This is a genomic window from Bacillota bacterium, assembly GCA_012837335.1.
Classification (GTDB): Bacteria; Bacillota; Limnochordia; order Darwinibacteriales; family DTU012; genus DTU012.
The window spans coordinates 61,193-75,116 of the sequence record DURM01000023.1 but is presented as its reverse complement, the minus strand read 5'-3'; the positions used below and the strand labels follow the sequence as shown (position 1 = coordinate 75,116).

Sequence of the window (13,924 nt, the reverse complement as noted above, 5' to 3'; positions counted from 1 at the left end):
ACTAGCATGAAAGAACTAGGTGATCTGCTGCGGCAGGCTAGGGAAGAGCAACAGATGACAATCGAAGAAATTTCGGAAAAAACAAAGATCCGCACCGCTTATTTGGAAGCTATTGAAGCCGGTGATCAGAGCGCTCTTCCCGATGAAGTTTATGTGCGTGGTTTTTTGCGGATCTACGCGAAGGTATTGAAAATTGATCCCGATGAAATTATTCGCCTTTATGATCAGGATGATCAGAAAATCATGGCCAGAATTCAGCAGCCGGATGATCAGCGGCAATCTGTGCTGGAAAGGCGCAGAGCGCGACGGCGCAAAAAGAGAATTAGGTTTTTTCTTTTTGTTGTGCTGGTTATCGCTGGTGTCGGATTGTATTACTACTATCTTAGTACAATAGGCAGATAGGAGCGGTGAGATGATCAAACGACTGAAATGGATTTTAGTTGGACTGCTGCTGGTTGTGCTCGTTGGTATCATTGTAGGAAGCCACTTCATAACGGACTATATGTGGTTTACCAACTTAGGGTATGCCAATCTGCTGACAACCAGATTGGTTTGGGAGTGGGGACTGCGTCTGGGAGCATGGCTTGGCTTTACACTGGTTCTTGCCATCAATCTGTTTATAATGAGACCAGTGTTTAAGCAAGCACTGCTGCACTTTTCCAATTCGGATCATGGATTAGAAAAGAAGCACCTCACGTGGGGCACTGTTCTTCTCAGTCTGGCTCTGGGTCTGATTTACTCTTCTGGATACGGGCGTTATTATTTCGAAGCAGCTCAGTTTTTCCACAAAAGCTCATTTGGAATTACTGATCCTGTTTTTAATAAAGACATTGGGTTTTATTTCTTCCAGCTGCCTGTATATCAGCTTTTGATAAGTGCACTAACCAGTGCGCTGATCTTAACTATAGTGGTGTGTGGGATCTTATACTTCTTATCCGGGAATTTTCGCTTTGAAGGATTTGGAATCAAGCTTTCCATATATGCCCAAAAACACTTGTCGGTTCTGGTAGGATTATTAATCCTGATAAAAGCTTTGGGGTATCATTTTCAAGCTTATGATTTAGTTTACAGCTCCGGAGGTGTGATTTTCGGAGCGGCGTACACCGATGTCAATGTGCGCTTAGTTGTATTCAGAATCTTAACCGTTATTGCTGCTGTTGTCGGTCTTATCTTCATAACCCGCCTTTATGTGTACCGCAAACTTTTAATCGGCTCCCTTGTCCTATGGCTGGGCATCAGTATTGTCGGCGGTGTTTTAGTGCCAGTATTAGTGCAGCAGTGGTTAGTTGCGCCTAACGAGTTTACGCGTGAGCGTCCGTATATCGAAAATCATATCCAAATGACCCGCTCAGCCTACGGAATCAACGATTTTCTAGAACTAGATTATGCCTTTAATGCAGACCGGGAGCTGACCCTAGAAGATTTGGAGGAAAATGCCAGCACAATTGCCAACATCCGTTTGTGGGATCCCCGGATGATCCTTCAAACCTATCGTCAGCTGCAGGAAATGCGGCCTTACTATGTATTTAATGACGCTGATGTGGGGCGGTATTGGGTTGATGGGGAATATCGGGAAGTGCTGCTGGCTGTTCGGGAATTAGATGTTACCTTAACGCAGAATCGCAATTGGATTAATGATCATCTCCAGTATACTCATGGATATGGCGTGGTGGTTAGCCCAGTCAGCGCGGTTTCTAGACAGCAGCTTCCGGAGTTTTGGATGGCTGATATTCCGCCTCGAGGAAGGGAAGACCTGAAGATTGAGCAGCCGCGAATTTACTACGGCGAGCGCACCCATAACTACGCAATCGTCAATACTTTAATCGACGAGTTTGATTATCCTACTGGTGACGGCAACGCCTATTATTCATACCAGGGCTCTGGTGGAGTCAAGCTGAGTTCTCCACTGCACAGATTGGTTTTTGCAGTTAGGTTCGGCACTACCAGACTGCTTTTATCCAGCGATATTACTTCTGATAGTCGAGTTTTATTCTACCGCAACATCAAATCCCGCGCAGAAAAGCTGGCGCCTTTTTTGCGCTATGATCATGATCCGTATATTGTAATCAGCGATGACGGCAGATTGTACTGGATTATCGATGCCTATACTGTCAGCAACCGCTATCCTTACGCTCAGCCGACCAGCTGGGGCAACTATGTCCGCAACTCAGTTAAGGTAGTGGTTGATGCGTATAATGGTTTTGTTGATTTTTATCAAGTTGAACCAGATCCGGTGCTTGATGTTTACAGCAGCATCTATCCCGGTTGGTTAAAGTCCATCGATGCGATGCCAGAAGGGTTGAAATCCCATCTGCGCTATCCGGAAGATCTTTTGGAGCTGCAGGCACAAATTTACGGAACATACCATATGACAGATCCGCGGATTTTCTATAACCGTGAGGACATGTGGGTATTTGCCAATGAGATTTACGCCGAGCGGGAACAGCCGGTTGAGCCATATTATGTAGTGATGCAGCTGCCTGGCTCAGATACACCTGAACTGGTTTTAATGCTGCCGTATACACCAATCCGGCGAAACAACCTGATTGCCTGGTTGGCAGCGCGCAACGACGCTGATAACTACGGCCAGGTATTGGTCTATCGTTTCCCAAAAGACAGTTTGACCCTTGGGCCTGCGCAGATTGATGCCACAATCGATCAGGATTCCGAGATCTCACAGCTCTTAAGCCTGTGGGGACAGCGAGGCAGCCAAGTAATTCGAGGTAACCTGCTTGTGCTTCCGATCAATGGTTCTTTACTGTATGTGGAACCACTGTTCATTCAGTCAGAACAAAGCGGTATGCCGCAGCTGCAGCGGGTGATTGTTGCTTACAAGGATCAACTTGTGATGGCCGAAACATTAGAGCAGGCTTTGAATCTGATCTTTGGTCAGCGGGAAACACCGCGAACTGGTTCCGAAGGGGAAGCTGCTTTTGATCTCGACAGTCACATTGCAGCAGATGCGTATGAATTATATCTTCAGGCGCAGCAGGCGCTGAGAGATGCAGATTTTAACACTTTTGGTGAAGCCTGGAATCAGCTAGAATCGGTTCTGAAGCAATTAATCGATGAATAATTCGGACCTCCTTCCGCATATATTTTCTGCGGAAGGGGGTATAAAACTTGGCAAGAATTCGGAGAAGAGAGAAAAATGGACCTGGTCTGCTGTTTGTCCTGGTAACACTAGTAGTGGTAGCCGTTGTTGGTGCGAGGTTTTTTGGCTTTTATCCCGGTGGAGAAGAAGAACAAGTGCCACAGCCTCCAACAGCTCAGGATGATCAAACTGGAAAACTGCCTGTTCCAGCGGTGCCGAAAGTTTTGGTCCTGCACAGCCACACCACTGAGAACTATCATCCCAAGGACAGCCATCAGCAGGATGGCGAGCCCGGTGATGTAGTACAGGTGGGAAAAGTATTTGTGCAGGCTCTGTTGGAAAAAGGGGTAACGGCAGTCCATGACCAGACCATCCATGATCGCCCGCGCTACAGTGACGCTTTTATTAATTCGGCTAAAGTTATTGAAAGGGCGCTGGCCGAGAATCCGGAGATTCAAATGGTACTGGATATTCACCGTGATGGTCTCCAGGACAAACCAGCAGGCTATACCACCGTACAAGTAAATGGTGAAGATGCAGCTCAGGTCTTGTTTATTATTGGCGATCAGGATAATACGAAGGTTGAAGAGAATATGGCATTTGCCAAAAGAATCAGTGACGCACTTGAGGCTAAATATCCCGGTATGTCTCGAGGTGTCCGGGTGTTTAAGTCAGATTACAGCGGCGATCTCCATCCCAACAGTGTAATGGTGGTGATTGGTGACTGGAAAGGCAACACTGTAGAAGAAGCTAACCGCAGCGCAGAACTGCTGGCCGAGGTAGTTGCATCGCTTGTCAAATAAACTATCCGCAGCTTATAATTTAGCAAGATCTGGGAAATGTTACAACTAAGGCACCACCACGCAGTAAAGGAGTGAATAAAGCATGAACCAACGCATCCATTTTATTGGCATTGGCGGAACAGGAATGGGCCCGTTAGCAAAAATTTTCTTGGAAATGGGTTGGCAGGTCAGCGGCTCTGACCTTAAAAAATCAGATACAACCCAATACCTTGAGCGCTTAGGGGCCAAGATCGCACTAGGGCATAAAGCAGAGAATATTAACGGTGCTGATCATGTTGTCTATTCCTCGGCAATTCCAAAAGATAATCCTGAGTATCTGGCAGCGGTAGAACAGGACCTGCGCATATATCATCGCTCGGAGATAGTGGCAAAGCTTTTAAACGAGCGACGAGGAATCGCGGTAGCCGGAGCTCACGGTAAATCTACAATTACATCGATGATTGCCTGGGTTTTAGAAAAGTCAGGACTGGATCCTTTGGTTATGATCGGGGCGCACTTTGAACCTTTTGGACCGGGAGCAAAGTTTGGTCATGGGGGAATTACTATAGCCGAAGCCGATGAATCGGATCGGAGTTTTCTGCGGTATCATCCAGAAATTACTGTGGTAACCAGTATCGAAGCAGATCATCTTGAAAACTACAATGGTGATTTTACTGAACTTGTGAGTACTTATCGTCAATTTCTTGAAAATACCAAACCGGGTGGTGTGCAGATTCTCTGTATCGATGACCCACAGGTACGCAGCATAGCAGAAGATTTTCCCCAGGCTGTCACTTACGGCTTCGCCGATGACGCCAAATGGCGAGCAGAAATTATCGATGTTACACCAAGCCGTACTAGATTCACGCTCTACAAAGATGGAGACAAATATGGAGACTTTTCGATCAGGGTCCCTGGTAAACTCTATGTTATCAATGCCTGCGCAGCCGTAGTAGTCTGTGATTTATTGGGTTTACAGCCGGAAATGATTGCGGAACATCTGGCAGAATTTAAAGGAACCCAAAGAAGGTTCCAGATCTTGTGTGAAACTGACCAGGGCATAACGGTTGTAGATGACTACGCCCATCATCCTACTGAGATTGCCGCGACTTTAGGGGCAGTTCGGGCTGGATGGAACCGAAGAGTAATCGCAGTGTTTCAGCCCCATCGCTACAGCCGCACTCAGTTTTTGCTGAAAGAGTTTACGACGGCATTCGCTGATGCGGATATTATCGTTTTAACGGATATCTTTGCACCGCCTCCGGAAAAGCCCATTCCTGGAGTCAGCTCGGAGATTATGGCAGAGATGATGCGAACTAACGGCAAAGAGGTGCATTTAATTCCAGAGCAGGCAGATGTTGCCGACTTTCTAGCTGAGATAGTCCAGCCTGGAGATTTGGTTATAACAATGGGCGCTGGGCCAATTTGGAAAACTGCGCATGAAGTTTGTGAGCTGTTAACTAGGTAAAATCGTATTGGCTGCTGACCGGATCATATGTGATCCGGTTTATTTTTTCTTCTTTATCTACCTGCATGATGCGGTACTCCAGCTTGGGCAGGTATAAAACCGCTGCTCTTAGAGGACGCACTTGAACCCGGGGGAGAGCGCGATTCATTAGTTCAGCAATTCTTAAACTGCGCTGTTCCGAATCGGGCATATCTTTAAAATACTGTTCCAGCTGGGTCTGCTCTTCTTTCAGCTGTGCGGATGCAGCGATTGCCCACGTTGGATCCATAAGTGCTAACTCAGCCGTTATGGCTTCCTGCAGCTTTTGGTAGGCTTTTTTATAACTTAAGCGGCGGCGAATGATCAGCTCAGGATCGCAAGTTCCCGGCTTGAGCAGATCGGCTGGTATTTTATAATTAACGACTCGGCCATTTACCAAATCTACCAGTGGTTTGCGCAGTTCTTCTCTTTTTTCATAAGCTAAATAGGTTAGGCGAAGAGTGATCCATAAGTAAGGACCGTACCGCAGCCGATAATCTAGGACGTAGAAACGGCTTAAAGGGTGCTGCATTTTGAGCCGGTCCAAGATTTTGCCCTGCACTGCCGGTTCATAAAAGACATCATGGGGCAGATGACCGGAAGCTAACACAGCCTGCTTCTGAATCAATCTTACGATCGTATCAAGGCGATAGCTGCCAGTGCTGATTAATTCAGCTCCATAGGTTTCAGCAAGCTTGCGGTCGAATGTGAATTGAAAAAGTCGGGCTTTAGCCCGCCAGCCATCAAGCTCCTTGGCCAATGCATCATCGATCTGGACTTGGTAGATTCCTTTTCTGATTTCTACCGGCTTCAGTTTGAGGAGTTCAAAGAATCTAAAGACTAAATCTGGAATGGCTGTTTGTATGTTCATAGCGGTGCTCCTAATAGATATTCCATTCTTGTTTCCTGATCTCTTTGCGAGTTTCAAGAATCTGATCGCCGAGCCGAGCCAGTTCACGCTGAATCTCTTCCCGGGACGAGTTTCTGATAAAGATGTCCATCAGCTGGCCTTCGAATGATTTATCCCATTTAAGATGCATCAGAATGGTATCCAGTTCACCAAGGATCATTTCGAACATATTGATTTTTTCGTGGAGCAGGAACATAATGTGTTCTTCAATGGTATCTTTGGTGACTAAATTGTAGATGTGCACATCTTTGGTCTGCCCCAAGCGGTGGACACGTCCAATCCGCTGCTCAAGCCGCATTGGGTTCCAAGGCAGATCGTAATTGATCACATGATTGCAAAACTGGAAGTTCAAACCTTCGCCACCGGATTCAGTGCTTACTAAAATTCCACCATCTTTTTGAAAGAGATAGCGAATCCACTGCTTGCGGCCGCGGGATAGCGAACCGTCAAATGCCAGCGTAGGAAAGCCTGCTTTTTCTAAGCGATAGCGAATGTATTCTTGGGATGCCCGGTATTCAGTAAAGATAATAATGCGATCCTGAATTTCTGCGGCTAGTTTTTCGACGATGTCACATTTGCTGTTGTGGCGGATTTTCACAGTTTCGTTCAGCAGCTGGATAATATTTGAGTCAGCGCCAAGGTTATACTTTTCGAACATCTTCTGAAGTGTCAGCCCCGCTGCGTAGAAGCTGGAACAGACCTCTCTCTGCAGTGTAATCAGAGGCAGAATATTGCTTTGAAAAGGTGTCATTGTACTCGAAGCTTTAATCAAGTTAGTGATTTGATCATACAGGGCCTTTTCCTCTGGAGACAGTTCCACGATGATGGGGTAGACATGGCGCTTGGTAAACTGCACTGTGCCTTCGCCGCGGCGGTTGCGGATCAAAACACCCGACAGCAGTTGGCGCAGCTCTTCCGGATTTTTCGGTGTGCGCAGATCCTGCATAAATTTCTGCTTAAACCTATGGTAAGTTCCTAACTGACCCGGCTTCAGCAGTGTAATGAGGTTGTAGAGTTCTTTGAGATTATTCTGTACCGGCGTTGCCGTCAGCATTAAGCAGTATTTTTTTTGAATTGAATTGACAAATTTCCAGGCTGCTGTGCTGCTGTTTTTTAACTTATGCGCTTCATCAATAATCAGTATGTCATAGGGGATATTCCTGATGATGTCACAATGAGGTTGGCGTTTGGCGGTATCGATGGAAGCGATTAGAATATCAGCGTGCTCCCAGTCCCATTCTGATCTCTGAATTCCCGCTAGGATATCGAATTTTTCGTAAAGCTCCTGATACCACTGCCAGCACAATGATGCCGGCGTTAAGATCAAAGCCCGCTTCACTAAACCCCGCAGCAGATATTCTTTGAGGATTATTCCAGCCTCAATAGTCTTACCTAAGCCGACCTCATCGGCGAGTATAGCTTGACCTCGCATTTCCTTTAATACCTTTTCAGCAGTTTTAATTTGGTGGGGGTAGGGAATGACACCGACCTGCTGCCAGCGCTCAGCTAAGTGGCTCACACAGAGGAGCTCAGAAAAGCCATGGGTCAGAGACAGCTCATCAGCAGTTTGAGCTAAGCGGTGCCAGTCAAGATCATCATAGCTGCGCTTGCGCAGTTCCCGCAGGATGCTGCGAAATCCCGATTTGGAAAACTCTACTGTAAAGTGGTCAAGCTGAATGGGATCGAGAAAAACCTCTTCGTTATCAAGCAAGTCTTGATTTGAATAGTTAAGGAGCGGAACAATGATTTGGGATGGATCGAGCAAGGACATTCCTCCTCGGAGCAGTGGTCTGTTATATTGTTGCCGGAACAGGCTGGCCTTATCCTGTTTTTCTCAGCTGAGTTAGTTTTTAAAACTTACGTCAAGAAGGAAAATACCCCTGTTAACGCGAAAGTTTGAATGATAATACAGGAGAAGATTTTGCGAGGTATGTGAATGAGTATTAAAGTAGGATTGGTATCACTAGGTTGTGCTAAGAATCTTGTAGATAGTGAAATTGCCCTTGGTTATCTGCATGATGATGGTTATGAAATTGTTTCTGATCCAAAGCAGGCGGACGTTATTATTGTAAACACCTGCGGTTTTATCGAATCTGCCAAAGCAGAATCAATCGATGCCATTTTTGAAATGGCAGCCTATAAAGAGAAAGGCAGCTGCCGCTGCTTAGTAGTCACCGGGTGCTTGTCTAAACGCTACCAACAGGAGCTGTGGAATGAGATTCCAGAAATAGATGCAGTGCTCGGTACTAATGAGATGGACCTGCTGCCGGGTATAATGAGGCGAGCCCTCGATGGAGAGAGAATAAGGCTGGTGCGCAATGAGTACTTTTCGTATGATAATCCTGATATTCCGCGCCTTATCTCAACCGGTGCGCACAGCGCTTATCTGAAGATTGCTGAAGGCTGCGGTCATCAGTGTGCCTTCTGCGCGATTCCAAGTATTCGTGGACAATATCGCTCGCGCAGCCCAGAATCGATCGTAGCCGAAGCGAACAAGCTTGCGGCATTGGGAATCAAGGAACTGAATATTGTAGCACAGGATACTACTCAGTACGGCCGCGATATAGAGCCGAAACAAACACTGGCTGTCCTGCTGCGCGATTTAGTTAAGGTGGATATTCCCTGGATTCGGGTTTTATACGCTTATCCAACTTCACTTAATCAGGAACTTCTTGATCTAATGGCGGAACATGAGAATTTACTGAGTTATATTGATTTGCCGCTGCAGCACGCTGCGAAAAGTGTTTTGAAGCGGATGCTGCGGCCGGGAGATTATGACAGCTATTTACAACTGCTGGAAAAAATCCGCCGTACTGTCCCGCAGGTTACACTTCGGAGCTCGTTCATTGTGGGTTATCCGGGAGAAACAGAAACGGAGTTTAACACTCTCCTGGATTTTCTCAAGGCTGCCCAGCTGGATCGGTGTGGGATATTTCAGTACTCACCTGAGGAAGGAACTAAGGCTTTTCAACTTGAGCCCCAAGTTGATGAAGAGATAAAGCAGGAGCGCTATCATGTGGCGATGGAACTGCAGCAGCAGATTTCACTCAAGAAGCAGCAGAAGCTGGTAGGTAAAACTTTAGAAGTTTTGGTGGAAGGTTCATCGGAAGAGAGTGATTTAGTACTGGTAGGTCGCCACCGTGGCCAGGCTCCTGAAGTAGATGGGGTTGTTTATATGGGCTTAGCACCGGTACAGCGGGGAGATTTGGTGAGGGTAAAGATTACCCAAGTAAATCCATATGATTTGGTGGGAGAAATAATAGAGGGAGATGTCATTTAGATGGGATTAGCTAATTGGATTACGATTATACGGATATTTTTTATACCCGTATTTATGGCAGTAGTACTAAGCGGAGCGCCGAGCGGGAAATATTTGGCGGCGGTTGTGTTTGGTATTGCTGCTGCTACAGATGGTTTAGACGGATATATTGCCCGTACCCGCAAGCAGGTGACCAGATTCGGCAAGCTGATTGATCCGATTGCCGATAAACTCCTGATCAGCGCTGCGCTGTTGACCCTCGTTGAGCTTGACCAGATCAGCGCCTGGATCGCTGTGATTATTATCGGCCGAGAGTTTGCTGTTTCGGGACTGAGAATACTGGCTGCAGCTGATCAGGTAGTGATCGCGGCATCGAAATGGGGTAAAGTTAAAACTTTGACCCAAATCATTGCGATCTTACTCCTGCTTTTGGAAATCCCTGGCGGAATGTGGGTAATGTGGCTGGCGGTGCTGGTAACAATTATCTCTGGTGTCGATTATTTCTATCATGCCCAGGATCTGCTGAAGAAAACAGACTAAGGATATGCTATAATAGCATTGTGCCTCTTAGAGGCACTCTTATTTAACGACAACGATGACTAACATAAGTTAGTTTTGTGCAGGCAAGGAAGGGTGAAAAGGTTGAAGCTTGAAGGAGTCCGCATAAAAGCTGTTCTCATCGTGTTTATAATTGTTCTCAGTCTTATGCTGTTGGGTCAGTATTTGATTCGTAAAAAGCTGGTTATTCAACCAATTTACGAAGCATTTGCCGGAATCGAATCAGTTTCTAGTGTCGCGCTGGTTGAAAATGGTGAGCAGCTCACCCTGACTTTAACCTTACAGGAGGTCGGCAGGCTTGATGATGCGATTAATGAGATTTTCCAAACTGCTGATCAGTTTTCGATGCCCTTTCAAATTCAAATTAAAGATCAGGCGGATGACAAACTTGAGTCTGTTTACCATCAGATGCATTATATGATTGAGCAGAGCATTACTCAGGGAAACTTTGTAGAGATGGCAGAAACTATTGAAGAGGTAGCTGAGAGCAACCAGATCTATCATCGCTTGAAGATTGACCGCAGTTATGTCTATCTCCAGCTGCATCATGGCAACAACTATTTGTATCAAGTTATCAGCAGACACGACCAGCCTCGGATCGTACGTTTAGATAGTTAGAAGAGGTGTTTTGGATGAAACTGGCACTAAAAGAAATAATATTAGGCATTGCGCTGGCACTTCTAGTGTTTTTGGCTTTCAGGGGATTTGATATTACTCCGGTTGTTTTCGTAGCTGCGATGCTGTTCATCCTGAAGTTTACTATGGATAGCCGCAGTCAGGGCAGCCGCTTTGAAATCATTGATCGAAGACAAACTGTCGGCACCTCGATACCAAAAGTGGATTTTGCTGATATAGGGGGGCAAGAGACGGCTAAACGTGAATTTATGGAGGCGTTAGATTTCATCAGAATGGATAAAGAGGTCAGGAATCTCGGTATCCGTCCGCTTAAGGGCATTTTATTGGTTGGTCCACCCGGTACCGGCAAAACGCTTATGGCGAAAGCAGCGGCCAGCTACACGAATTCTGTTTTTATTGCGGCTTCCGGTTCTCAATTCGTGGAAATGTATGCTGGTGTAGGAGCCAAAAGAGTGAGGCAGCTGTTTAAAAAAGCTTATACAGAGGCTGAGAAAGCGGGGAAGCAGACAGCCATTATCTTTGTTGATGAGATTGATGTCTTAGGGGCTAAACGGGGCAAGAACGTCAGTCATATGGAATATGACCAGACTTTAAATGAGCTGTTAACTCAAATCGACGGTATTACAGTCAATGAGCAGGTACGCCTATTGGTTGTGGGAGCAACAAACCGGGTGGATCTGCTTGATCCGGCTCTGCTCCGTCCCGGCAGATTCGATCGGGTTGTGAGCGTTGAACTGCCTGATAAAGACGGCAGGCTCCAGATTCTTCGGATCCATGCTAAGGGTAAGCCTTTAGCTGAAGAAGTTGATCTCGAAAAAGTGGCTCAATCCACCTTTGGCTTCTCCGGTGCCCATTTAGAAAGCATTATGAATGAAGCGGCAATTCATGCCCTGCGTCAAAAGCGCAGTCACATTACTAATGATGATCTGCGAGAAGCAGTTGAGAAAGTGATGCTTGGTGAAAAACTAGACCGAACGCCTACAGAACAGGAACGGATGCGGATTGCATACCATGAATCGGGTCACGCGATGATGTGTGAGAAGGTTAATGCTGGTTCGGTAGCATCTGTAACGATTGTCTCCAGAGGGAGTGCTCTCGGTTACATGCGGCAGCACGCAGAGGATGACCGCTATCTTTATACAAAAGATGAGCTCATGGGGCGGATTCAGGTCTGCATGGCAGGTGCCGTAGCTGAGGAACTGATTTTTGGCCAGCGCTCAACCGGCGCCGGTGGCGATATTGAGCAGGCGGTAAATATCGCCAAACAGATTATTTATTCCGGATTAAGCAGCTTAGGAGTAGTTACGCGAGAACTGCCGGCAGGCATTCTCTCCCGCACAATTACTAAGATCATTCAAGAGCAGGAGCACGCTGTTCGAGAATACCTAACTGCTAATCAAGAACAGCTGCATGCTCTAGCTGAAGAGCTCCTTCAGGAAGAAAAACTGTCAGGATTAAAACTGCGGGAAATTCTGAAAAAATCTGCATAAATGCTGAGCCTCTAGGTATCTAGGGGCTCTTTTTTGAGCTGTGTAAGTTGATCACAGGCGCTGCTCCAGCGGCATAAACTTCTATGGGGGTGAAAACAATCATGGAAGTAAATACTGTCTATTTAGACCATGCTGCCACAACGCCAACAGCATTTGAAGCAGCTCACGCTGTATGGTGGTGTTTAACACAGGGCTTTGGAAATCCTTCCAGCGTTCATTATCTAGGCGTAAGCAGCCGCGCGCTGTTGAATAAAGCTAGGGGACAAGTTGCGGCTCTAATTGGAGCTCAAGAGCATGAGATAATTTTTACCAGCGGAGGTACCGAGTCCAACAATCTGGCTTTACGGGGTGTACTGGAAGCGGCGCCGCCGGGAAGGCGCCGATTAATTGTTTCCGCAGTTGAACATTCATCGATTCTCAGTCCCGCTCGTCAGCTTCAAGAAGCGGGTTTTCCAGTGACGATCTTACCTGTTGACGATTTAGGGCGAGTCAGTTATCATGAACTAGTGCAGGCACTAGATTATGACACTGCTTTAGTCAGCATAATGTATGCTAACAACGAGGTTGGCACTGTGCAGGATATTAAAAGTTTTGCGGCCGTCTGCAGAAAATTTGGTGCGCTTTTTCACACCGATGCGGTTCAAGCAGTGGGGGTGAAGAAGCTTGATGTTAATGATTTGGGAGTCGATTTGCTGTCGATATCGGGGCACAAAATCTATGGTCCAAAAGGGATCGGTGCGCTCTATATTCGATCTGGGGTGGACATCGAACCTTTAGTCCGAGGCGGCGGGCAGGAGTTTGGGCTCCGGTCCGGTACTGAAAACCTTCCGGGCATAGCCGGTTTGGGTGCTGCGGCTGATTTAACTCTTAGACGTCTGAGTCAGATTGACTATCTGGAAAACCTCCGTGTTTATCTTGAAGATCAGCTGAGACAGATACCGGGTATCCAGTTTTATGGCGATCCGAACAGGAGAGTGCCGCACATTCTCTGCTTTGGCATCGAAGGCTTAAGTGGACCGGATTTGGTTTTAAATCTGAGTGTTAGGGGCTTCTGCTGTTCGAGTGGTTCTGCGTGTCAGCGTCAGCACCCATCCCATGTGCTGGCGGCAATGGGTGTTCCGCTTCAAAAGGCAAGGCAGGCGGTGCGGATAAGTCTCGGATGGGGCAATACGAATGAGCAGCTTGCTGCGTTTGCAGCAGCCGTCTGGGAATTAGCGGCGAAAAAAGGATAGCAGTACAGCTGTAATTCCGGCAGCCATGACTGGTCCGACAGAAACTCCACCAAAAAATGCTACGGAAATGATAATCCCAATCAGTATACCGGGAACGATTTCTGGTTTAAGCTGAATTAAGTCGATACCTTGAGCATTGAGATAAGATCCGATTAAGCCTCCGATCACTGCAAAAAGTCCGATGGGAGAGGCGGCAGTTTTAATTAAGTTGTTAGGCGATACTTGATCGGCAGCAAAAGGAACCAAAACCGCTATAGATAAAAACAGCAGTCCGGCTTCGATACCGCGCCGTTCCAGCAGGGGATAATACTGTTCTAATCGAAGCAGATTTAAGATGAGGACGATCCCGGCGGCCGCAGCTAAAATACGATTGCGGCTGATCAGGCTGATCAAAAATATGGTTAGAAGTGACCAGTTGATGTCCATACCAATCCCCTCCTTACGGCGCTTGTTTGATCGTATTCGGGAATTGGGGAA

General features: G+C 46.7%; 12 protein-coding genes. 9 read left to right on the top strand and 3 right to left on the bottom strand.

Features of this window, described 5'->3' with window-relative positions; genetic code table 11:
• The first annotated feature begins 6 nt into the window (after positions 1-6).
• The 4 genes from GX019_03585 (at position 7) to GX019_03570 (ending at position 5,344) form a co-directional block, all read left to right on the top strand.
• Positions 7-402 carry a helix-turn-helix domain-containing protein gene (locus GX019_03585; GenBank protein HHT36241.1) on the top strand — a complete coding sequence of 132 codons (396 nt, stop codon included), beginning with the start codon at positions 7-9 and terminating at the stop codon, positions 400-402.
• A 10-nt stretch (positions 403-412) separates the two neighbouring features.
• Positions 413-3,076 (top strand): UPF0182 family protein, encoded by a 2,664-nt coding sequence (locus GX019_03580; GenBank protein HHT36240.1) that lies wholly within the window; start codon positions 413-415, stop codon positions 3,074-3,076.
• 47 nt (positions 3,077-3,123) lie between these two features.
• Positions 3,124-3,897 carry a hypothetical protein gene (locus tag GX019_03575; protein ID HHT36239.1) on the top strand — a complete coding sequence of 258 codons (774 nt, stop codon included), beginning with the start codon at positions 3,124-3,126 and terminating at the stop codon, positions 3,895-3,897.
• Between the two features lie 82 nt (positions 3,898-3,979).
• Complete coding sequence (locus GX019_03570) at positions 3,980-5,344, top strand: UDP-N-acetylmuramate--L-alanine ligase (protein HHT36238.1); 1,365 nt, start codon at positions 3,980-3,982, stop codon at positions 5,342-5,344.
• On the opposite strand, the gene GX019_03565 is transcribed toward GX019_03570, so the two are convergent.
• A complete protein-coding gene (locus GX019_03565; GenBank protein HHT36237.1) occupies positions 5,337-6,233 on the bottom strand; it encodes a hypothetical protein in 897 nt (298 codons plus the stop codon). The two genes, GX019_03570 and GX019_03565, sit on opposite strands and share 8 nt — an antisense overlap.
• A gap of 10 nt (positions 6,234-6,243) precedes the next feature.
• A complete protein-coding gene (locus GX019_03560) occupies positions 6,244-8,037 on the bottom strand; it encodes a DEAD/DEAH box helicase (GenBank protein HHT36236.1) in 1,794 nt (597 codons plus the stop codon).
• Positions 8,038-8,208: 171 nt separating this feature from the next.
• Between GX019_03560 and rimO the strand changes: the two genes are divergently transcribed.
• The 5 genes from rimO (at position 8,209) to GX019_03535 (ending at position 13,447) form a co-directional block, all read left to right on the top strand.
• Positions 8,209-9,552 (top strand): 30S ribosomal protein S12 methylthiotransferase RimO, encoded by a 1,344-nt coding sequence (rimO, locus tag GX019_03555; GenBank protein ID HHT36235.1) that lies wholly within the window; start codon positions 8,209-8,211, stop codon positions 9,550-9,552.
• Positions 9,553-10,071: a CDP-diacylglycerol--glycerol-3-phosphate 3-phosphatidyltransferase gene (pgsA, locus tag GX019_03550; protein HHT36234.1), complete on the top strand. Its 519-nt coding sequence runs from the start codon at positions 9,553-9,555 to the stop codon at positions 10,069-10,071. It abuts the gene before it with no gap.
• 165 nt (positions 10,072-10,236) lie between these two features.
• Positions 10,237-10,707 carry a hypothetical protein gene (locus tag GX019_03545; GenBank protein HHT36233.1) on the top strand — a complete coding sequence of 157 codons (471 nt, stop codon included), beginning with the start codon at positions 10,237-10,239 and terminating at the stop codon, positions 10,705-10,707.
• Positions 10,708-10,721: 14 nt separating this feature from the next.
• Positions 10,722-12,215 (top strand): AAA family ATPase, encoded by a 1,494-nt coding sequence (locus tag GX019_03540; GenBank protein ID HHT36232.1) that lies wholly within the window; start codon positions 10,722-10,724, stop codon positions 12,213-12,215.
• A 101-nt stretch (positions 12,216-12,316) separates the two neighbouring features.
• Positions 12,317-13,447, top strand: a complete 1,131-nt coding sequence (locus GX019_03535; protein HHT36231.1) for a cysteine desulfurase — start codon at positions 12,317-12,319, stop codon at positions 13,445-13,447.
• Here GX019_03535 and GX019_03530 read toward each other — a convergent pair.
• Positions 13,427-13,873 carry a DUF441 domain-containing protein gene (locus GX019_03530; protein HHT36230.1) on the bottom strand — a complete coding sequence of 149 codons (447 nt, stop codon included), beginning with the start codon at positions 13,871-13,873 and terminating at the stop codon, positions 13,427-13,429. The genes GX019_03535 and GX019_03530 overlap by 21 nt on opposite strands.
• Positions 13,874-13,924: the final 51 nt, after the last annotated feature.

What these genes read in the sequence shown, in the direction of transcription:
- GX019_03585 (HHT36241.1), top strand. Translation starts at nt 7, where the DNA reads ATGAAAGAACTAGGTGATCTGCTGCGGCAGGCTAGGGAAGAGCAACAG.
- GX019_03580 (HHT36240.1), top strand. Translation starts at nt 413, where the DNA reads ATGATCAAACGACTGAAATGGATTTTAGTTGGACTGCTGCTGGTTGTG.
- GX019_03570 (HHT36238.1), top strand. Translation starts at nt 3,980, where the DNA reads ATGAACCAACGCATCCATTTTATTGGCATTGGCGGAACAGGAATGGGC.
- GX019_03565 (HHT36237.1), bottom strand. Translation starts at nt 6,233, where the DNA reads ATGAACATACAAACAGCCATTCCAGATTTAGTCTTTAGATTCTTTGAA.
- rimO (HHT36235.1), top strand. Translation starts at nt 8,209, where the DNA reads ATGAGTATTAAAGTAGGATTGGTATCACTAGGTTGTGCTAAGAATCTT.
- pgsA (HHT36234.1), top strand. Translation starts at nt 9,553, where the DNA reads ATGGGATTAGCTAATTGGATTACGATTATACGGATATTTTTTATACCC.
- GX019_03545 (HHT36233.1), top strand. Translation starts at nt 10,237, where the DNA reads ATGCTGTTGGGTCAGTATTTGATTCGTAAAAAGCTGGTTATTCAACCA.
- GX019_03540 (HHT36232.1), top strand. Translation starts at nt 10,722, where the DNA reads ATGAAACTGGCACTAAAAGAAATAATATTAGGCATTGCGCTGGCACTT.
- GX019_03535 (HHT36231.1), top strand. Translation starts at nt 12,317, where the DNA reads ATGGAAGTAAATACTGTCTATTTAGACCATGCTGCCACAACGCCAACA.
- GX019_03530 (HHT36230.1), bottom strand. Translation starts at nt 13,873, where the DNA reads ATGGACATCAACTGGTCACTTCTAACCATATTTTTGATCAGCCTGATC.